This window comes from Streptomyces sp. NPDC004435 (genome assembly GCF_042873895.1).
GTDB lineage: Bacteria > Actinomycetota > Actinomycetes > Streptomycetales > Streptomycetaceae > Streptomyces.
Window position 1 is genome coordinate 151,596 of sequence record NZ_JBIAMB010000004.1, and the last position, 18,886, is coordinate 170,481.

The following is an 18,886-nucleotide window of genomic DNA, read 5'->3' on the forward strand; positions in this document are numbered from 1 at the left end:
TCATCCCCTCTCCGACCGCGCCCCGGCCCACCCGCCCGGCACCCGCCTGCGGACCGAGACGTCACGGTCCTCCACGCCGGCGGTGTCCTCCACGAACCGGCTCAGCCGGTAGGTGCTGTGCTCCACGGGACGCCGGCACAGCAGGTCGATCCGCATCAGTTCGTCGGCGACCCCCGCCTCCCGCAGACGCCGCAGGCACGCGCGCAACTCCGCCCGGTCCGCCGTCTCCAGCACCGCGTCCCACCGCCCGGCGCCCGAATCGGTGCGCGCGGCCTCACGGTCCCGTGCCGCCGCTTCTTGGCGCTTCCGCTTCCCCTGTCCTGGCATCGCCCCAGAATCGCGGGCGCACCGCGCACACATCAAGTCACGGGGAAACGGCGCGGACGTGGTCGGGCGAGAGATGCAGTTCGTACGGAACGCCGCAGTCGGAGCTGAGCGTGGCGACGAGGGTGCCGCAGGCACACCGCTGGTTCAGCCCGCCGGTCGGAGTCGCGCCGCAGCAGGCAGGGGACGCGTGGTGGTACTCCAGGCCGTGGGCGTCGTCCGGGTTGACGACGATGTTGCCGCGCGGGCCTCGTGACACGAGATACCGCCCGTGCTCGTAACTGACGATCCCGTAGCGCGGCATCGCCCCCACGGGCACCTCGGAGACCACCAGGGGAGCACCGTAAGGCTCTGTCTCGACGGCATAGCGGCCCGACGGCACGGTCGGCGGCAATGGGCCGGGTTCCTGGTCGGCCCACAACTCGTAGGCAGGTAGTTCGGGCACCGCGGGCAGTCGCGTGAGGGGGCTCGTCAGGGGGACGTCACAGGTCACGCAGACGAAGACCACCGCCTCGCCCTCCGCGGTGCCCTCGGCACCGAGGACGCGCTGCTCGGGCGCCACCGTGCCGGAACGCGGGTCCTGTTCTCGTCGGTCGTTCATGAACTGACCGTACGCGGCGGGCCGCCCGCCCTCGCGGCCACCCCAGGGCCTCCGCAGGCCCGTCATCCCGTGCGTCACCCCAGGTCGAGCGACCGGATGCCGTCGCGCCCCGCCGCCCTCGCCGCCCGCTCGATCCGCGCCCACCGGTCGCCGCCGTCGGAGTCCTGCCACCGGGGCAGGGGTTCGGGGGAGGGGCGGCCGAAGACCTCGCCGAGGTACCTGGCCTCGACGGTCGCCACGTGCTTGACCAGGCCGAGGAGGTTCGTGCCGATCGCGGCCCCAAGGCGCGGACCTCCGGGGCGCGGGTGCCCGCGATGGGCATGATCATGTCCGAAGTAAGCTGACCCGTTGGGCGTGAACACGCAAAGAGGAAAACGGGGAAGCAAGTTGAATCGCAATCACATGCGTACGAAGACGGCGGCGCTCGGTCTGGTGCTGTCCGCGGGTCTCGTGGCGGGCTGCTCCGGCGGCGGCGCGGACGCCGAGGCCAAGGCCCCCGGCGGCGCGGAGTCGGCGTCGGCGACGGGTGCGGCCACCGAGTCGGCCTCCGCGTCGGCTTCCGCCGCGCCGAAGGAGCCCGTCTTCCAGGACAAGCCGGTGCCCGGGCTGGCCGAGAAGCCGGCCTGGAGCCTGTCCTCGAAGGAGGCCGGGAACTGCGTGACCAAGGCGTCCGAGAAGGAGACGGCGAACGGCGACATCTGCACGGTCGGCGACGCCGTCATCCTCACCCGTTTCTCGGGCGAGGGGGCCGAGGAGATGCTCGTCGCCCGTCTGCTCGACGCCAAGACCGGTCAGGAGCGCGCGAAGTTCGAGCTGCCCGACCCGGATGTCGAGGGGTCCACGTACAACCCGACGCGCGCCGTCGTGCAGGTGGGCGAGTGGACGGACGGCTCCCCGGCCGTGCTGGTCCGCAAGCTGATCGAGACCCCGGAGGACGGCCTGAAGAAGGCGACCACCAAGGCCGAGCTGACCATGTACGCGCCGTCCGGGGAGAAGCTGGGCAGCTCCTCCTTCGAGGGGGAGGACCACATGTCCACCCCGCTCCGCAACGGCCACCTCGTGGAGAGCAGCGGCTCCGGCACCACCTTCACCCCGATCGGCGGCGGTGCGCCGGTGGAGACCGAGCTCTCCGTCGACCTCAAGAACGCCATCGGCCCCGGCTTCGGCTACTCCTCCGAGCAGGACGTCTCCTTCCAGCCCTACGCGGAGTGGCTGACCGCCAAGGACGTCCGTACCGGCGCCAAGCTGTGGAACACCAAGACCCTCGCCCCGCCGGCGGCCCTCGCCGGGAAGATCACGGAGGACAAGGCGACCAGCGCACGGCTGATGCCCCACCAGGGCGACAAGGGACTCCTCGAATGGGCCCTGTACGGGGACTCCGAGGTGGTCATGACGCTGATCGACCTCAAGAGCGGGCGCCGGCTCGCCGAGGGCCCGGCCATCGACGTCACCGTCACCATCGACGACGACGGCAGCGCCGTCGCCCCGGACGGCAAGACCGCCGTGACGCAGTACGGCGGTGGAGCGGTCGCCTGGAACACGGAGACCGGCAAGGAGCTGTGGCGCCAGGCCGAGGACGAGGTGTCGATCAGGCCGGACGCCCTCCCGGGCAACGGCGTCCTGTACGCGTACCTGGACGGCAACGGCGCCGCCCTCGGCGCCGACGACAAGAAGCTGCTGGCCTCCGGGATCGAGAACATGCCCGAGTTCACGACCGACGGCCACGCCGTCGTCCGCACCACCGACGGCCTCTTCGTCTTCACCACCCAGCCCGTCTGACGGCCGCCCGGCCGCGCGGCTCCTCTGACGGTCGTCCCGCCGCCCGGCCCCGGAAAGCTGTGGCCGCGCGGCGGGGTGGGCTCTAAGGTGACCGCTCATGAAGCGAGGGTGGGGGCTCGCCCTGGCCACGGCCGGTGCCGTGGTCCTGGGAGCAGCCGGATACGTGGTGGGGGACCGGACGGGCGGCCGGAGCGAGCCGTCCTGCGCCGAGGTGCGGACGAAGGCCGAAGAGCTCTTCGCTCAGTGGTCGGAGCTGGACAGCAACGACATGGTGGGGCCCGTCAAGGTGCGGGCGGCGTCCGACCTCGTGCTCCGCGGCCAGGACTGCTATCCGTTCGCCACGCTGTCGGTGGTGCGGGCGGCCGTCCGGCAGCTCGACGTGAGCGGCGAGTCGGACGCGATGAAGTACGCCGCGGGCCTCGTGGCCTGCGAGGCGGTCGTCAAGGATCCGTCCACGTGCCATGACGAGCCCTGAGGCCGGCGGCGGAGGCGCTGTCGGAGGGGGCGGTTACCGTGGCGGTATGAGCAACGCGACATGGGCCGCCCTCGCGGCGACGCCCCTTCCGGAAGTACGGCGCCGTGCGGGCCTCGTGGACGAACTCGTCGGGATCGAGCCGGTGAAGGTGCCCGGCGCCGAGCGGCTGGCCTGGAACGACGGCGGCGGGCAGTCCGCCGTCTGGTACTTCGCCGACGACGGCCGCGCGCTGCTGCTGACCTTCGACCACGAGTCGGAGCTGAACCTCTACGCGGAGGAGGACTTCGACCTTCAGGAGTCCTTCTACGAGGGCGTCCCCGCGCCCCTCGTCGACCTCGTCCGCGACCGCCCCGAGAACTACGAGTCGCTGAACCTCACCGACCCCGCCACCGGCCGGACGATCCACTACGCGGGCGGGGTCTTCTGGTACGACGGCGCGGGCTGGCATGTCGCCGACGGCCTCGCGGAGCACACGCGCCGCGAGGACCTGGACCTCTTCCGCGAGTCCGGCTTCGACTACTGCCTGCGGCCCTACCGCTTCGGCCAGGACTACCCGACGGCCGGCTGAGCAGCCCTCCGGCCCCGCCGCCAGGCCGCGAAGCCGACGCCGGCTCCGCCGAGGATGAAGGCGGCGCCCAGGGCCGTGGTGGTGACGAGCGTCGGGGGCAGGCCCTCGTTCACGCGGCCGCGGACACCGGCGGTGGCGACGCTGCCCGACTGCTCGTCGAGGAAGTAGCGGGAGTCGTTGGCGTTGCCCCGGTTGTCGCCCAGCAGGAAGAGGCGGCCCTCCGGGACCCGTACGTCGTACGGCTTCAGGGTCACGGGCAGGCGCTCCGGGTTCACGTACGGCTCCGTGAGGGGCTCGCCGTTCACGGTCACGCGCTCGCCGTCCGAGACGACGTGGTCGCCGCCCTTCCCGATCACCCGCTGGATGACGGGCGCGCCCTGGTAGCGGCCGGGGACCTGGAGGAGGAGGACGTCGCCCCTGCGGATGTCCTCCGCGTCGATGTCCTGGACGACGGCCGGCTGGCCCATGCGGAGCGTCGGCTCCATGGACGCGCCCGCGACGGTGACCCCCCGGTGCGTCATGAAGTAGAAGACGATGCCGCCCAGGAGCAGGGCCAGCCCGAGCGGAACCATGACCCACGCCGCGACCCTGAGCCGCGCGCCCGCACCCCGCTGCTGCATGAACGTTCCCCCTCCGTGCCGCCAGGGCCCTCGCCCGGCGCGTCCGCCGGGAGGTTACCGCCCAGTCACTCCGGGAGGTTACCGCCCGTCACCCCGGAAGGTCACCCTCTCCGCCCAGGTTCGCGACCATCCGGCGCAGGACGTCGATCGTGATCGCGAAGTCGGCGTCGGCGACGCCCTGGTGGGCCCGCTCGCGCACCCGCGCGTTGCGCTCCCTCGCCCGTACGGCGCCGGCCCCGCCCTCCTCGGTCAGCGTCATCCGGCCCGCGTCCTCCGTCATCCACCCCCGGGCGACCAGATCGTCGAAGACGGCCTCGAAGTCGGTCCCGCGGTCGTCCCACGGCACCAGCCGCTCGACCAGCGCCGCCCGGCTCCACGCGCCCGGCTTCGCGGCGACGTGGTTCAGCGTCCACCAGTGCGGCTGCGTCAGGTCCTCCACCGCCAGCTGCTCCCGCAGCGCCCCGACCATCAGCCGGGCCGCGCGGCCGGCCCACGCGCCGATGGGCTGAGCGGCCAGCTGCTCCGGTGCGTACTCCTTGAGCGTCCCACCCATGACGTCCTCCTCCAGTCGTGCCTGCCTGACCGATCACCACGACGGTAGGAACTCAAGTCCGCTTGAGGTCAAGACCGGTCGAGCGCGCCAAGTCCGGTTACGAGCGTGCCGAGTTCGCCGCGGACGGGCGCGGTTGATCCACAACTTAGGCTGCTGCGCGTGGACATAGACATCGGCAACGGAATCCTCGGCGCCATCCTCGGCGTCGTGTTCGCGACCCTCTTCCAGCAGTGGACGCAGGACCTGTGGTTCAAGGTGCGGCGGCGCACGGCCGGGAAGGTGCGCAGCCTGACGTACCGGCCCGGGGAGGGCGGGGGCTGGGGGACCTTCTCGCTCGGGCCGCTGCACACCCCCGCGCTGATCGTGGAGGGCGACGGGGACCGGCCGATCGCCCCCGACTCCGTCCACGTGCAGGTCCTCGACGGGGAGATCGAGCTGCCCGCCGAACTCGCCTCCTGGCGGGCGGAGATCGAGGCGGAGGAAGCGCGGGCCGAGGCCGCCGGGGAGCGCCGGCCGGTGTGGAACGGGGAGCGGTACGCGGTCGAGTCCGTCGACGTGACCCGTACCCCCCTCGACGAGGCCCCCGAGGTGCACCTGCGGCTGCGGCCCACCGACTACTACACCTTCCTCGCCGCCCAGCAGCTCGACCGCCGGCTCCCCGACGGCTCGACCCCGCGCCGCCGCTGGCTCGACCCCGACGCCCCGCTCACCGCTCCCGCCTTCCTCCAGTGCAGCTTCGCCGCCAACGTCGCCGTCGTCACCGCCGACGACCTGCTGGTGATCAGCCGGCGCGGCGACCGCGTCCGGATGGCGCCCGGCCTCTGGAACTCCTCCGTGAACGAGGGCCTGGCCCGGAACCTCGACGCCTCCGGCCGCCGCCACGCCCCCGACCTCCACGCGCTCGCCCGGCGCGGCATGCGCGAGGAACTCTCCCTGGAACCCCACGAGTACCGGCTCGAACTCCTCGCCTTCGTCCTCGACGTCGAGCACCGGATGTGGAGCGCCCACTTCTACGCCCGGCTCACCGACATGACCGGCGAGCAGCTGCGGGCCCGCACGAGCCGGGGCGTCGCCGACCGCTGGGAGCACTCGGCCATGGAGTACGTCCCCTTCCGCACGGCCGACGTGGCCCGCCACCTCCTGTCCCCGGAGCGCCGCCACCGCTGGGCGCCGCTCGCCCCCGCCCTCTTCCACCTCGCCCTGGTCCACGTCCACGGCCGCGCCTCCGTGGAGCGCGCCGAGGCGGCGGTGGTCCGCCGCCTGTAGGGGGCCGGCTCACTACCCTGGCCCGCATGGCATGCCGCATCAGTGAACTGGTCCTCGACTGCGCCGACCCCGAGCGCCTCGCCGCCTTCTGGAGCGAGGTCCTGGACTACGTCGAACTGGACCGGGAGGAGGACGGGAGCATCGAGATCGGGCCGGCCGGCACCGGCTTCGGCGGCCCGCAGCCCACCCTCGTCCTCAGCCCCAGCACCGACCCCAGGACCGGCAAGCTCCCCCTGCACATCGACGTCAGCGCGACCGACCGCGACCAGGACGCCGAACTGGAGCGGCTGCTCGCGCTCGGCGCCGTGCGCGCGGACGTCGGGCAGAAGGGGGACGAGGGCTGGCACGTCCTCGCCGACCCGGAGGGCAACGAGTTCTGCCTGCTCCACCGTCGCGTCGAGCCGGTCGGCGACACCGACCCCGCCGCCCGGAACCGGCCACCGCGCTGATCATCCGTTCGTCGTCCCGGGCGGGCCGGAGAGCACTCGGGTGGGTGACTGCGGGGCGGACACCGCCCGGGACATGATCATCCGCATGAGCTCCTCCCTGATCCGCCGCGCCTGCGTCGCGGCCCTGCTCCTCACGTCCGCGCTCGCCCCCGCGGTGGCCGCCGCGGCCCCACCCGGCGGCCCCGCGGCGGAGTCGCGGCGCGCGGTGCAGGCCCGCCTCCTCGGCGAGAAGATCGTCCCCCACAAGCTCGACTTCCAGGGCACCACCGTCGGCGGCCTCTCCGGCATCGACCGCGACCGCTGCACCGGCGCCTACGTCCTCATCAGCGACGACCGCTCCTTCCTCCAGCCCGCCCGCTTCTACACCGCCGAACTCGACGTCGACGCCACCGGCGTGCACTCCGTCGACTTCACCGCCACCCGCCCCCTCCTCCAGCCCGACGGGACGGTCTACCCGTCGCCCGCCCTCAACGACGGCAAGGCCATCGACCCGGAGGAGATCCGCGTCGACCCGCGCACCTGCCGCTACTGGTGGGGCCAGGAGGGCGACCGGCCCGCCGTCGCGGGCCCGCCGGTGATCCAGCCGTCCATCGAGATCTCCGCCCCCGACGGCAGCCACCGCGGGTCCCTGCGGCTTCCGGAGAACTACACGATCACGCCCGACCGGGGACCGCGCCGGAACCAGGCCGTCGAAGCCCTCACCTTCGGTGCCCGCGGCTCCGTGGTGACCAGCGCGATCGAGGGCCCGCTCGTCCAGGACGGGCCGGTGCCGGACACGACGCGCGGCGCGCTCGTCCGGGTCACCCGGCAGACCCGCGACGGCCGGGTCCTCGGCCAGTTCGCGTACCCGATCGAGAAGATCTTCGCCGAGTCCGACCCGACCAGCCCGTGGGGCCCCGACACCGGCGTCCCGTCCCTCCTCGCCTTCCCGGACGACCCGAACCGCTACCTCGTGCTCGAACGCACCTGGGTCGCCGGCTCCGGGTACAAGATCCGCCTGTACGACGCCACCACACGCGGCGCCACCGACGTGCGGGCCGTGGACTCCCTGGCCGGACGGCCCGTCGTGCCCATGCGCAAGACGCTCGTCGCGGACTTCCACACCCTCGGCCTCTCCACCGTCGACAACACCGAGGGCATGACCTGGGGCCCCGTCCTGCCGTCCGGCGAGCGGTCGTTGATCCTCGTCAGCGACGACAACTTCGACGCGGAGGCGGTCACCCAGTTCGTCGCGCTCGCCCTGCGCTGACCCCGCGGCGCACGGGACGCGCGGGCCCCGTGGCTCCGGGCGTCCCGTACGCAGGGGCCAGGGGCCAGGGGCCCTCGGGCACGCCGTACGCAGCGCGCGGTCCGAATCCCGCCAGCGGCCCGGGGGTTTCCGGCGGACGCTGGAGCCATGAGCCTCTTCTCGCCCCGGGCCGTCGAGCCCGCCGTACTCGCCGCGCTCCGGACCGCCGACGACGCCGGGCGCCCGTGCCGCCCCTTCACCGCCCCCGAGGGCGGCGAGCCGCTGCGCTGCTGTCTGCGCCGAGCACGCGCCGGCGAGCGGATCGCGCTCGTCTCGTACGCCCCGCTGCGGCGGTGGGCGGCGGCCACGGGGGCCGAGCCGGGGGCGTACGACGAGGTCGGTCCCGTCTTCGTGCACGCCGAGGCGTGCGAGGGTCCCGAGGGCGGCCCGGGATACCCCTTCGAGCACGCGGGGGCCCGGCGGACCGTCCGCCGCTACGGCTCCGACGGGCGCATCCTCGGCGGCCGGCTCGTCGAACTCCCCGGCCTGGAAGCGGCGTTCGAGGCGGCCTTCGACGACCGGGCGACCGCGCTCGTGCACGTCAGGGCCGTCGAGTACGGCTGCTTCCTCTTCGAGGTCCGGCGCCCGTAGCGGACCCGCCCCCGGAAAAAGCGGTGGCGGCGGGCGGGGCGGGCTGCCTACTCTCGGGCCGCCGACCGTCCGCCGTACGACCGGGCCCCACCGGGCCCACCGAGAGGGTGCATCTATGACCCGGCCCGCGCCGAGCGCGCATCGCCCCAGCCCCACCGTCGCCGCCGCCTAGGCGCCGACCCCGCGAGGCCCGCTCGGCCGACTCCTGCTGCCAGTGACGATTCCTCGGCAAGGAGCCTCCGGGTGACCATCACCATCGACACCTTCACCTGCGTGTGGTGCGGACTCACCGTCCACGCCCACGCCGCCGGGCAGCGGCGCAACCACTGCCCGTCCTGCCTGCACTCCCGGCACGTCCACGACCACGTCGAGGGCGGGGCGAGCGACTGCAAGGCGCGGATGACACCGATCTCCATCGCCGTGCTGCGGACCGGGGACTGGATGATCGTCCACCGCTGCGTGCGCTGCGACGAGCTGACCTCCAGCCCCGTCGCCGAGGACGACAACCGGCTCATCCTGATGCGGATGGCGGTACGGCCGCTGGCACAGCCGCCGTTCCCGCTCGAAGCGTTCGGGGACCTGTGACATGGCCCGCCGTACGCGCACCGACGCCCGCCGCCGCACCCAGCGGCGCAAGGACGTGCTGCACGAGCAGCGGAGCGGCCACCGGGAGCAGGACTTCCGGTGCGTCGGCTGCCGGCTCGTCGTCCCGCTGGCCGCGCCGGGCACGGCGCACCGCAACCACTGCCCGAACTGTCTGGCCAGCCTGCACGTGGACGGCCGGGTCCCCGGCGACCGGGCCGCCGCCTGCCGGGGCCGGATGGTGCCGCTGAGCGTCTCCGTCCGGCCCGACGGGGAGTGGCTGCTCGTCCACGAGTGCCGGTCCTGCGGCGAGCTCAGCGCCAACCGGATCGCCGGCGACGACAACGCGCTCGCCCTGATGCGGCTCGCCCTGCGGCCGCTCCGGGACCCGGGCGTGCCGGGCGTGGCCCACGGGGCGCTGCTCGCCCTGTGAGCCGGCGACCGGCCCCGGGGGCGTACGGGCTCCGCGCGCTCACTGCACGCAGAACTCGTTCCCCTCGGGGTCGGTCATCACCACCCACGAGCCGCCCTGCTCGGCCACCCGCCGCCGGACGGACGCGCCCAGCTTCTCCAGGCGCTCCACCTCGGCGTCCCGGGTGCCGGGCGGGGCGTGCACGTCGAGGTGCACGCGGTTCTTCACGGTCTTCGGCTCGGGCACCCGCTGGAAGAGGATCCGGCGGCCGAGGCCGGCGCCGTTCTCCTCCGACACGGGGTCGTCCGGGTGCCGGACGGCGGCGAGGTCGTGCCACCCGAGCCGTTCCCCCGCCTCACCGGCGTGGACGGTGGCGGTCACCTCGGCCGGTACGGCCCCGGCGGCCAGCAGCTTCCCCACGAGGCCGCCGTGGTCCTCCTCCTCGTACCGGAGGGCGGCGGCCCAGAAGGCGGCCTGGGCGTGCGGGTCGGCGCAGTCGACGACGAGCTTCCAGTGCAGGGGCTGCGGCTGTGACGGCGTCTGCGGCTGTGACTGCGGCTGTGACTGCGGCTGTGACTGCGGCTGTGACGCGGGCTCTTTCTCCATCCTCCTGAGCCTTGTGCACGCGGACGGGCCCCGCCACCGGAATCGGCGATCAGACGCCGTCGGTGTACTGGGCGGCGAACTCCTCGGTCGGCGGCACGACGGTGATGACGTCGATCAGCACGCCGTCCGGGCCGGCCACGATGAAGTGGCGCTGGCCGAAGTCCTCGGTGCGCAGCGGCGTCACCTCGGTGAGACCGGCCTCGGTGACGAGCCGCCGGTGCTCGGCGTCCACGTCGTCCACCTCGAAGTTCAGCAGCAGCCCGCCGCGCAGGGCGGCCCGGTGGCTGTCGGGGACGGTCGGGTGGGTGGGGTCGAGCAGCGCCAGCTCGTACTGGGGGGCGTCCGGGCGGCGCAGGCTCACGTACCAGTCGGCCTCGAAGGTCGTCTCGAAGCCGAGGTGGCGGGTGTAGAAGTCACCGGCGGCGGCCACGTCGCGGGTGGCGAGCACCGGGTAGAAGCCGCGGAGCGCGGTGGCGGTGGGGTGTGTCATGGCGAGACCTCCGAGTCCCTCGTGACGCTCACTTTCGCATACCCAAGGTATGCGAATCATGCTGTGAGCATACCCCGGGTATGTGAAAATGGGGAACGGAGAGGGAGGTGCGCGGGATGGCGGTCAACCGGGCGGAACAGCGGGCGGCCACGCGGCGGGCCCTGCTGGACGAGGGGCGGCGCGGCTTCGCCGCCGACGGCTACCACCACGTGGTGCTCGCCGAGGTGGCGCGGGCCGCGGGCGTCACCAAGGGCGCCGCGTACCACCACTTCGACAGCAAGGCGGGCCTCTTCCGGGCCGTCGTCGCCGAGGTCCAGCGGGAGCTGGGGGAGCGCGTCGCGACGGCCGCCGAGCGCCACGACGACCTCTGGGAGCAGCTGCGGGCCGGCTGCCGGGCCTTCCTGGACGCCGGGACCGACCCGGCGGTGCGGCGGATCCTCCTCGTCGACGCGCCGACCGTGCTCGGCTGGGACGAGTGGCGGGCCCTGGACGAGGAGTCCTCGGCCCGGCACCTGACGGAGGCGCTGGCGGCACTCGCCGAGGCGGGGATCATCGCGGACCAGCCCGTGGAACCCCTGGCCCGGCTCCTCTCGGGCGCCATGAACGAGGCCGCCCTCTGGATCGCCCGAGGCGGCGACCCCGAGGCCGCCACCCACTCCCTCGACCGCCTCCTGTCAGGCCTCCGCACCCCGGCGTGACGACGGGACGCGGGCGCCCGGGGCCGACGTGACGGCGGGGCCGGACGGTCAGGGCCGGACGGTCACGTCCTGACGCGGTCGAGGAGCCCCTCCGCCTCCGGGTACGGCGCCTCCTCGGGCAGCAGCCGCTCCGCGCCCGGAAGATCGCCCGCGCGCACCAGGGCGTGGACCTCGTGGGCGAGCCCGGTGACGTCACGCACGGAGACCGTCCACCGGTCCGCGTACAGCCCCGCCGCCTCGCCCGCGAGTCCCAGCTGGAGCGACCGGTACGGCAGCGGCGCCAGCCGCAGATCCCGCTCCGGGTCCCACTGCACCCGCGCCGGCGCCCGGCGCAGTTCGCGCTGCCAGGTCGCCCGGTCGGGGTGCAGGCCCCGCTCGTAGTGGGAGAGGCAGGCGCGCCGCAGCGCCCACTCGAAGCCCTCGCGGGTGATCTCCACGGCGAGGACGGTCTCCTGGCCCTGCTTGGTGCCCCAGCCGGAGCGGTACATCATCCACAGGAACGACGGCTTGATCCACGTCATCCGGTCCCGCTTCCAGGTCGGGGGGAAGCGGCCGTCCCGTGCGGCGGGCAGGCCGATCTCCGGCGGGTACGCCTGGTAGACGGTCACCGTGGTGGCGGTGTGCCGGGCGCGGACGCGGTGCGTCGGCTCGTGGCCGGCCCGGGGGAGGGGAGCGGGCGTGGGGGACATGGGGACAGGGTGGATCGCGCGGGGTCGCTCCGGCCAGTGAATTCCGGGGCGGGCGGGGTCAGGTGCGGGCGTCGGTCGTTGTCGGGTGGGGGGTTTCGGCCGGGGGCTGGAGGTGGTTCGCCGCTTCCTCGGCCGCTCGGGCCATCGCGGCGCGGCTGCGGCGGGCGGTGCGGAGGGCGTCCCAGGTGAGGATCGTGAGGGCGAGCCAGACCAGGGAGAAGCCGGCCCAGCGCTCGGGCGGCATCGCCTCGTGGAAGTACACGACGCCGAGGAGGAACTGGAAGACCGGCGCCAGGTACTGGAGCAGGCCCAGGGTGGAGAGCGGCACCCGGATCGCCGCCGCGCCGAAGCAGACCAGCGGGATCGCCGTGACGAGGCCGGTCGAGGCGAGGAGGGCCATGTGGCCGGCGCCCTCGGAGCCGAAGGCGAGCGTGGACTGCGAGCCGAGGAAGATCAGGTAGCCGAGGGCCGGCAGGAACTGGACGGCCGTCTCGGCCGCCAGCGACTCCAGGCCGCCGAGGTTGACCTGCTTCTTCACCAGGCCGTAGACGGCGAACGAGAAGGCCAGCGTGAGGGAGACCCACGGCGGGTGGCCGTAGCCGATCGCCAGGACCAGCACGGCGGCGAAGCCGATGCCGACGGCCGCCCACTGGGCCGGGCGCAGGCGTTCCTTCAGGACGAGGACGCCGAGCGCGATCGTCACCAGGGGGTTGATGAAGTAGCCGAGGGACGCCTCGACGACGTGGCCGTTGTTGACCGACCAGATGTACAGGCCCCAGTTCACGGTGATGACGGTCGCGGCGATCGTCAGCAGGCCCAGCTTGCGCGGCTCGGCCGCCAGCTCCTTCACCCAGCCCCAGCGGCGCAGCACCAGCAGGGCGAGGCCGACGAAGGCGAACGACCACACCATCCGGTGGGCCAGGATCTCGCCCGCGCTCGCGGGCTTCAGGAGCGGCCAGTAGAGCGGGACCAGGCCCCATATCGCGTACGCGGCGACGCCGTAGAGCAGACCGGACCGGGTCTCGCCGTCCGCGCCGCCGTCCGCGCCCGGGGACCCCGTGCCGGGGGACCCCGTGCCCGCCCCCGTGCCCGGCGTGCCGGTCCCGGCCGTGCCCCTCCCGCCCATGCCTCTTCCGCCCATGAAAAGCCTCCTGCCCCGCGCCGCGCTGTTCCGATGAAGGTAGCGCCGCACAGGGCAGGCTGTCATGTGCGTACTGCTACACGGTCATGACCTCGGGAGTGGTGGGGGCGGTGGGGCCGGTGGTCACTCCGCGGCGGCCAGCGCCTCCCCGATCGTCGTCCCGATCGGGGTGGTCGGGCGGCCGGTCAGCCGTGCCAGGTCGCCGGTCCTGACCGCCAGCGCGCCCCGCGCGATCGCCTCGTCCACGTCGACGAGGATCGCCGCGAAGAACTCCGGCACACCGGCGCCGGTCAGGATCTCCAGGTGCGCCGCGGCCGTCACGTTCGTGTAGGTGATCTCCCGGCCGCTGCGGGCCGCCACCTCCGCCGCGTACTCGGCGAGCGACCACGCCTCGTCGCCGCTCAGCTCGTACGCCCTGCCCAGGTGCTCCGAGGCCGGGCCCGTCAGCACCGCGGCCGCGGCGGCGGCGTAGTCGGCGCGCGAGGCGGAGGCGACCCGGCCCTCGCCCGCGTTGGCGACGACGGCGCCGTGGGCGAGGACGGGGGCGAGGTTCGCGGTGTAGTTCTCGCTGTACCAGCCGTTGCGGAGGAAGGTGTACGGCAGCCCCGAGGCGAGGATCAGCGCCTCGGTCTCCTTGTGCTCCGCCGCCAGGTCGAAGTCGGCGTCCGGGCCGCCCAGGACGCCGGTGTACGCGAGCTGGGCCACGCCCGCCGCCTTGGCCGCGTCGATCACGGCGGCGTGCTGCGGCACCCGCCGCCCGACCTCGCTGCCGGAGATCAGCAGCACCCGGTCGCCCGCCTCGAAGGCGCCCGCGAGCGTCTCGGGACGGCTGTAGTCGGCGATCCGCAGCTCGACGCCGCGGTCGGCGAGGCCGGCGGCCTTCTCCTTGTCGCGGACGACGGCGGCGACGGAACCGGCGGGCACGGCCGGGTCGGCGAGGAGGGCGTCCACGACGAGACGGCCGAGCTGTCCGGTGGCTCCGGTGACGACGATGCTCATGGGGGGCTTCCTTCGGGGGTCGGTGCGGTGAGGGCCAGTACGCTCACCGTACGACGGGCACTAACCAATCGAAAGTACCCACTTTGAAGTAAGGTACTGTCATGGAGGTAAGTGTGAAGCCGTTCGAAGGGCCCCTGCTGGCCGACGTCGACGGCGCCATGTGCCCGTCCCGCCTCGTCCTGGAGCACGTCACCAGCCGCTGGGGCGTTCTCGCCCTGATCGCCCTCCTGGAGCGCTCGTACCGCTTCAGCGAGCTGCGCCGGAGGATCGGCGGCGTCAGCGAGAAGATGCTGACCCAGACCCTCCAGACCCTGGAGCGCGACGGCTTCGTCCACCGCGACGCCAAGCCCGTCATCCCGCCCCGGGTCGACTACACCCTCACCCCGCTCGGCGAGGAGGCGGCCCACCGCGTCAGGGAGCTGGCCCTCTGGACCGAGTCCCGCGTCCCCGCCGTCGAGGACGCCCGCACCCGGTACGACGAGGCGCGCGAGCGATGATCCTGTGGCGCGGCTGCTCGGTCACGAGCCACGGGGCGGCCTTCGGTGCCGGCGAAGGGCCGAGCGTCTCGCCGTCGCTCGCGGAGTCGGCGGAGAGCTGACTCCGGCCGGGAGCGGGGTGTGGTGGTACCGCTGCGTTTCCCCTGCGGAGCATGCGGAGAGGGGCGCGGCCGCGCCCCTCTCCGCTCCGGGTGACCGGCCGTCAGCCGACCACCGTCCACGTGTCGTTGCCGGCGAGCAGCCGGGCCAGGTCGCCCTCGCCCTGCCGCTCCGCCGCGCGGTCCAGCTGGTCGGCCATCAGCGTGTCGTAGACCGGGCGTTCGACGGAGCGGAAGACGCCGATGGGGGTCTGGTGGAGGGTGTCGGGGTCGGCGAGCCGGGAGAGCGCGAAGGCGGTCGTCGGGGAGGCGGCGTGCGCGTCGTGGACGAGGATCCGGGACTCGTTGTCCGGGGTGACGGTGACGACCTCCAGGTCACCGGTGACGGGGTCGCGGACGACGCCCTTGGCGAGGTCGGCGCCGAAGCGGATCGGCTGTCCGTGTGCGAGGCGGATGACGGCTTCCTCGGCCTGGGCCTTGTCCTTGAGGACCTCGAAGGCGCCGTCGTTGAAGATGTTGCAGTTCTGGTAGATCTCCACCAGCGCGGTGCCGTCGTGGTCGGCGGCCTGGCGCAGCACCTCGGTGAGGTGCTTGCGGTCGGAGTCGACGGTGCGGGCGACGAAGGTCGCCTCGGCGCCGATGGCGAGGGAGACGGGGTTGAAGGGGGCGTCGAGGGAGCCCATCGGGGTCGACTTGGTGATCTTGCCGACCTCGGAGGTGGGGGAGTACTGGCCCTTGGTCAGGCCGTAGATCCGGTTGTTGAAGAGCAGGATCTTGAGGTTGACGTTGCGGCGCAGGGCGTGGATGAGGTGGTTGCCGCCGATGGACAGGGCGTCGCCGTCGCCGGTGACGACCCAGACGGACAGGTCGCGGCGGGAGGTGGCCAGGCCGGTCGCGATCGCCGGGGCGCGGCCGTGGATGGAGTGCATCCCGTAGGTGTTCATGTAGTACGGGAAGCGGGAGGAGCAGCCGATGCCGGAGACGAAGACGATGTTCTCCTTCGCCAGTCCCAGCTCGGGCATGAAGCCCTGGACGGCGGCGAGCACGGCGTAGTCGCCGCACCCCGGGCACCAGCGGACCTCCTGGTCGGACTTGAAGTCCTTCATGGTCTGCCGCGCCTCGGCCTTGGGGACCAGGTGCAGGAGCGAGTCGGTGCGCGGCTCAGGCATCGATGGCCTCCTTGAGGGCGGCGGCGAGCTGCTCGGCCTTGAACGGCATGCCGTTGACCTGGTTGTGACTGCGGGCGTCGACGAGGTACTTCGCGCGGATCAGGGTGGCGAGCTGGCCGAGGTTCATCTCGGGGACGACGACCTTGTCGTACCGCTTCAGGACCTCGCCGAGGTTCTTCGGGAAGGGGTTGAGGTGGCGCAGGTGCGCCTGGGCGATGTGGCCGCCCTCGCGGCGGATGCGGCGTACGGCGGCGGTGATCGGGCCGTAGGTGGAGCCCCAGCCGAGGACGAGGGTGCGGGCGCCGTCCGGGTCGTCGACCTCGATGTCGGGGACGTCGATGCCGTCGACCTTGGCCTGCCGGGTGCGGACCATGAACTCGTGGTTGCCGGGGTCGTACGAGATGTTGCCGGTGCCGTCCTGCTTCTCGATGCCGCCGATCCGGTGCTCCAGGCCGGGGGTGCCGGGCACGGCCCAGGGCCGGGCCAGGGTCTCGGGGTCGCGCTTGTACGGCCAGAAGACCTCGGTGCCGTCGGCCTCGGTGTGGTTCGGGCCGGTGGCGAAGGCGGTCCGCAGGTCGGGCAGGCCCTCGACCTCGGGGATCCGCCAGGGCTCGGAGCCGTTGGCGAGGTAGCCGTCGGAGAGGAGGAAGACGGGGGTGCGGTACGTGAGGGCGATCCGGGCCGCCTCCAGGGCCGCGTCGAAGCAGTCGGCCGGCGTCTTCGGGGCGACGATCGGGACCGGGGCCTCGCCGTTGCGCCCGTACATCGCCTGGAGGAGGTCGGCCTGCTCGGTCTTGGTCGGCAGACCGGTGGAGGGGCCGCCGCGCTGGATGTCGACGATCAGCAGCGGCAGCTCCAGGGAGACCGCGAGACCGATCGTCTCGCTCTTGAGCGCCACGCCGGGGCCGGAGGTGGTGGTCACGGCGAGCGAGCCGCCGAAGGCCGCGCCGAGCGCGGCGCCGATGCCGGCGATCTCGTCCTCGGCCTGGAAGGTCCGCACGCCGAAGTTCTTGTGCTTGCTGAGCTCGTGCAGGATGTCGGAGGCCGGGGTGATCGGGTACGACCCCAGGTAGAGCGGCAGCCCGGACTGCCGGCCCGCGGCGACGAGGCCGTAGGAGAGGGCCAGGTTCCCGGAGATGTTCCGGTACGTGCCGGTGGGGAAGGCGCGGGTCGCGGGGGCGACCTCGTAGGAGACGGCGAAGTCCTCGGTGGTCTCGCCGAAGTTCCAGCCGGCCCGGAAGGCGGCCACGTTCGCCTCGGCGATCTGCGGCTTCTTCGCGAACTTGGACCGGAGGAACGCCTCGGTCCCCTCGGTCGGCCGGTGGTACATCCAGGAGAGCAGCCCGAGCGCGAACATGTTCTTCGACCGCTCGGCCTCCTTCCTCGACAGGCCGAACTCCTTCAGGGCCTCGATCGTCAGGGTCGTCAGCGGCACCGGATGCACCCGGTAGCCGTCCAGCGACCCGTCCTCCAGCGGGTTCTCCGCGTACCCGACCTTGGCCATGGCCCGCTTGGCGAACTCGTCGGTGTTCACGATGATCTCGCCACCGCGCGGCACGTCGGCGATGTTCGCCTTCAGGGCGGCCGGGTTCATCGCGACCAGCACGTTCGGCGCGTCGCCCGGGGTGAGGATGTCGTGGTCGGCGAAGTGCAGCTGGAAGGACGAGACGCCCGGCAGCGTCCCGGCGGGAGCCCGGATCTCGGCCGGGAAGTTCGGCAGCGTCGAAAGGTCGTTCCCGAAGGACGCCGTCTCCGAGGTGAAACGGTCACCCGTGAGCTGCATGCCGTCACCGGAGTCGCCCGCGAACCGGATGATCACCCGATCGAGTCGGCGGATCTCCTTCTCGGCGCCCTGACGGGCCTCCGCCGGGGCGCTGCGCTGCTCCCCGAGCAGGGCTTCACCGGCCTCGCTACTGACCTGGCTGGTCACTGAACTGGACCTCCCTAGCGGCAAGCGGGACTCTGGGCCCACCCTACGACTGCGAGGTGGACCTTCCCTGGAGTTCTCGCATCTCGGGCCTCAGCCTGAGACGCCCTTGTGTCGTACATTGTCCTGTTCTGCGACACCCGGAATGTTCCGGAACGCCGTATTCCGACTCGTTCTTCCGTCCTAGGCCCCCCGGGGGCCCCGAACGGCCGTACCTGACAGAGTGTCAGAAGATCAAGGGTTCAGGAGGGGCCCCGGTCAGGACCTCAGGTACGTCAGCACCGCCAGCACCCTGCGGTGATCGCCCTCGCTCGGCGACAGACCCAGCTTCAGGAAGATGTTGCCGATGTGCTTCTCCACCGCGCCGTCGCTCACCACGAGCTGCTTGGCGATCGCCGAGTTCGTCCGGCCCTCGGCCATCAGACCGAGGACCTCCCGCTCGCGCGGGGTCAGGTGCGCCAGCACGTCCTGCTGACGGCTCCGGCCCAGCAGCTGCTGGACCACCTCCGGGTCCAGGGCCGTACCGCCCCCGGCCACCCGCACCACCGCCTCGGTGAACTCGCGCACCTCCGCGACGCGGTCCTTCAGCAGATAGCCCACACCCCGCGTGGAACCGGCCAGCAGTTCGGTGGCGTACTGCTCCTCCACGTACTGCGACAGCACCAGCACCCCGAGGTCCGGATACTCCGCGCGCAGCCGCACCGCCGCCCGCACGCCCTCGTCCGTGTGGGTCGGCGGCATCCGTACGTCCGCCACCACCACGTCCGGCAGCGCGCCCGCGTCCGCGAGCTCCGCCACCGTCTTGACCAGCGCGTCGCCGTCCCCGACCCCCGCGACGACCTCGTGCCCCCGGTCCGTGAGCAGCCGGGTCAGCCCCTCGCGCAACAGCACCGAGTCCTCGGCGATCACCACGCGCACCCGGTCGCTCACCTCACCCACACCCACGCCCGCTTCCCCCAAGACCCCTGCTCGACTCCACGCGACCCGGTCGGCGTCGCGTGATCAGCATCGCAGGAATGCCCGCCCGGCGGGCGGCGCGGGCGATCCCCGCCCCGACATTGCCG

The 18,886-nt window shown here is 73.0% G+C and carries 23 protein-coding genes and 1 pseudogene; 11 read left to right on the top strand and 13 right to left on the bottom strand.

Annotated features, from left to right (window positions below):
* From ACFYT9_RS08510 to ACFYT9_RS08520, 3 genes and pseudogenes are all read right to left on the bottom strand, one after another.
* Window positions 1-327, bottom strand: a complete 327-nt coding sequence (locus ACFYT9_RS08510; RefSeq protein WP_389161842.1) for a hypothetical protein — start codon at window positions 325-327, stop codon at window positions 1-3.
* Between the two features lie 37 nt (window positions 328-364).
* Window positions 365-925, bottom strand: a complete 561-nt coding sequence (locus tag ACFYT9_RS08515; RefSeq protein ID WP_389161843.1) for a hypothetical protein — start codon at window positions 923-925, stop codon at window positions 365-367.
* Window positions 926-1,062: 137 nt separating this feature from the next.
* Window positions 1,063-1,197: pseudogene (locus ACFYT9_RS08520) on the bottom strand (DUF664 domain-containing protein); the annotation flags it as partial.
* Window positions 1,198-1,327: 130 nt separating this feature from the next.
* Here ACFYT9_RS08520 and ACFYT9_RS08525 point away from each other — a divergent pair.
* From ACFYT9_RS08525 to ACFYT9_RS08535, 3 genes are all read left to right on the top strand, one after another.
* Window positions 1,328-2,704: a PQQ-binding-like beta-propeller repeat protein gene (locus ACFYT9_RS08525; protein ID WP_389161844.1), complete on the top strand. Its 1,377-nt coding sequence runs from the start codon at window positions 1,328-1,330 to the stop codon at window positions 2,702-2,704.
* 97 nt (window positions 2,705-2,801) lie between these two features.
* Entirely contained in the window at window positions 2,802-3,179 is a 378-nt protein-coding gene (locus tag ACFYT9_RS08530; protein ID WP_389161846.1) for a hypothetical protein, read from the top strand.
* A 46-nt stretch (window positions 3,180-3,225) separates the two neighbouring features.
* Window positions 3,226-3,747 carry a hypothetical protein gene (locus tag ACFYT9_RS08535; protein ID WP_389161848.1) on the top strand — a complete coding sequence of 174 codons (522 nt, stop codon included), beginning with the start codon at window positions 3,226-3,228 and terminating at the stop codon, window positions 3,745-3,747.
* Here the strand turns inward: ACFYT9_RS08535 and lepB are convergent.
* The gene (lepB, locus tag ACFYT9_RS08540) at window positions 3,729-4,367 is read right to left on the bottom strand and encodes a signal peptidase I (RefSeq protein ID WP_376603291.1); all 639 of its coding nucleotides are present in this window, start codon (window positions 4,365-4,367) and stop codon (window positions 3,729-3,731) included. The two genes, ACFYT9_RS08535 and lepB, sit on opposite strands and share 19 nt — an antisense overlap.
* 88 nt (window positions 4,368-4,455) lie before the next feature.
* Window positions 4,456-4,920 (bottom strand): MarR family transcriptional regulator, encoded by a 465-nt coding sequence (locus tag ACFYT9_RS08545; protein WP_389161850.1) that lies wholly within the window; start codon window positions 4,918-4,920, stop codon window positions 4,456-4,458.
* Between the two features lie 159 nt (window positions 4,921-5,079).
* Between ACFYT9_RS08545 and ACFYT9_RS08550 the strand changes: the two genes are divergently transcribed.
* The 6 genes from ACFYT9_RS08550 to ACFYT9_RS08575 all read left to right on the top strand — a co-directional run bounded on the left by ACFYT9_RS08550 (window position 5,080) and on the right by ACFYT9_RS08575 (window position 9,529).
* Window positions 5,080-6,186 carry a hypothetical protein gene (locus ACFYT9_RS08550; protein ID WP_389161852.1) on the top strand — a complete coding sequence of 369 codons (1,107 nt, stop codon included), beginning with the start codon at window positions 5,080-5,082 and terminating at the stop codon, window positions 6,184-6,186.
* 26 nt (window positions 6,187-6,212) lie between these two features.
* The gene (locus tag ACFYT9_RS08555; RefSeq protein WP_389161853.1) at window positions 6,213-6,635 is read left to right on the top strand and encodes a VOC family protein; all 423 of its coding nucleotides are present in this window, start codon (window positions 6,213-6,215) and stop codon (window positions 6,633-6,635) included.
* Between the two features lie 85 nt (window positions 6,636-6,720).
* Entirely contained in the window at window positions 6,721-7,884 is a 1,164-nt protein-coding gene (locus ACFYT9_RS08560) for an esterase-like activity of phytase family protein (RefSeq protein ID WP_389161854.1), read from the top strand.
* Window positions 7,885-8,031: 147 nt separating this feature from the next.
* Window positions 8,032-8,514 (top strand): DUF1203 domain-containing protein, encoded by a 483-nt coding sequence (locus tag ACFYT9_RS08565; RefSeq protein ID WP_389161855.1) that lies wholly within the window; start codon window positions 8,032-8,034, stop codon window positions 8,512-8,514.
* 243 nt (window positions 8,515-8,757) lie between these two features.
* Window positions 8,758-9,099, top strand: coding sequence for an RNHCP domain-containing protein (locus ACFYT9_RS08570; protein ID WP_376605492.1), 342 nt, complete (start codon window positions 8,758-8,760; stop codon window positions 9,097-9,099).
* A 1-nt stretch (window position 9,100) separates the two neighbouring features.
* Window positions 9,101-9,529, top strand: a complete 429-nt coding sequence (locus ACFYT9_RS08575; protein ID WP_376605494.1) for an RNHCP domain-containing protein — start codon at window positions 9,101-9,103, stop codon at window positions 9,527-9,529.
* Window positions 9,530-9,568: 39 nt separating this feature from the next.
* On the opposite strand, the gene ACFYT9_RS08580 is transcribed toward ACFYT9_RS08575, so the two are convergent.
* Window positions 9,569-10,114: a VOC family protein gene (locus ACFYT9_RS08580; protein ID WP_389161857.1), complete on the bottom strand. Its 546-nt coding sequence runs from the start codon at window positions 10,112-10,114 to the stop codon at window positions 9,569-9,571.
* A gap of 49 nt (window positions 10,115-10,163) precedes the next feature.
* Entirely contained in the window at window positions 10,164-10,604 is a 441-nt protein-coding gene (locus ACFYT9_RS08585) for a VOC family protein (RefSeq protein WP_389161859.1), read from the bottom strand.
* 116 nt (window positions 10,605-10,720) lie between these two features.
* Here ACFYT9_RS08585 and ACFYT9_RS08590 point away from each other — a divergent pair, with 116 nt between their 5' ends.
* Window positions 10,721-11,302 (top strand): TetR/AcrR family transcriptional regulator, encoded by a 582-nt coding sequence (locus ACFYT9_RS08590; protein ID WP_389161861.1) that lies wholly within the window; start codon window positions 10,721-10,723, stop codon window positions 11,300-11,302.
* A 62-nt stretch (window positions 11,303-11,364) separates the two neighbouring features.
* On the opposite strand, the gene ACFYT9_RS08595 is transcribed toward ACFYT9_RS08590, so the two are convergent.
* The 3 genes from ACFYT9_RS08595 to ACFYT9_RS08605 all read right to left on the bottom strand — a co-directional run bounded on the left by ACFYT9_RS08595 (window position 11,365) and on the right by ACFYT9_RS08605 (window position 14,131).
* Window positions 11,365-11,991 (bottom strand): DUF4291 domain-containing protein, encoded by a 627-nt coding sequence (locus ACFYT9_RS08595; RefSeq protein ID WP_389161863.1) that lies wholly within the window; start codon window positions 11,989-11,991, stop codon window positions 11,365-11,367.
* Window positions 11,992-12,049: 58 nt separating this feature from the next.
* On the bottom strand, window positions 12,050-13,132 hold the full coding sequence (gene rarD, locus ACFYT9_RS08600; RefSeq protein WP_389161865.1) for an EamA family transporter RarD: 1,083 nt from the start codon (window positions 13,130-13,132) through the stop codon (window positions 12,050-12,052).
* A gap of 123 nt (window positions 13,133-13,255) precedes the next feature.
* On the bottom strand, window positions 13,256-14,131 hold the full coding sequence (locus ACFYT9_RS08605; RefSeq protein WP_389161867.1) for an NAD(P)H-binding protein: 876 nt from the start codon (window positions 14,129-14,131) through the stop codon (window positions 13,256-13,258).
* Between the two features lie 101 nt (window positions 14,132-14,232).
* Here ACFYT9_RS08605 and ACFYT9_RS08610 point away from each other — a divergent pair, with 101 nt between their 5' ends.
* Complete coding sequence (locus tag ACFYT9_RS08610; RefSeq protein ID WP_387270871.1) at window positions 14,233-14,628, top strand: winged helix-turn-helix transcriptional regulator; 396 nt, start codon at window positions 14,233-14,235, stop codon at window positions 14,626-14,628.
* Between the two features lie 202 nt (window positions 14,629-14,830).
* On the opposite strand, the gene ACFYT9_RS08615 is transcribed toward ACFYT9_RS08610, so the two are convergent.
* The 3 genes from ACFYT9_RS08615 to ACFYT9_RS08625 form a co-directional block, all read right to left on the bottom strand.
* Complete coding sequence (locus ACFYT9_RS08615) at window positions 14,831-15,895, bottom strand: 2-oxoacid:ferredoxin oxidoreductase subunit beta (RefSeq protein ID WP_389161869.1); 1,065 nt, start codon at window positions 15,893-15,895, stop codon at window positions 14,831-14,833.
* The gene (locus ACFYT9_RS08620) at window positions 15,888-17,825 is read right to left on the bottom strand and encodes a 2-oxoacid:acceptor oxidoreductase subunit alpha (RefSeq protein ID WP_389161871.1); all 1,938 of its coding nucleotides are present in this window, start codon (window positions 17,823-17,825) and stop codon (window positions 15,888-15,890) included. Before ACFYT9_RS08620 ends, ACFYT9_RS08615 begins: the two co-directional genes overlap by 8 nt.
* 255 nt (window positions 17,826-18,080) lie before the next feature.
* Entirely contained in the window at window positions 18,081-18,740 is a 660-nt protein-coding gene (locus ACFYT9_RS08625) for a LuxR C-terminal-related transcriptional regulator (RefSeq protein WP_376600856.1), read from the bottom strand.
* Window positions 18,741-18,886 lie beyond the last annotated feature (146 nt).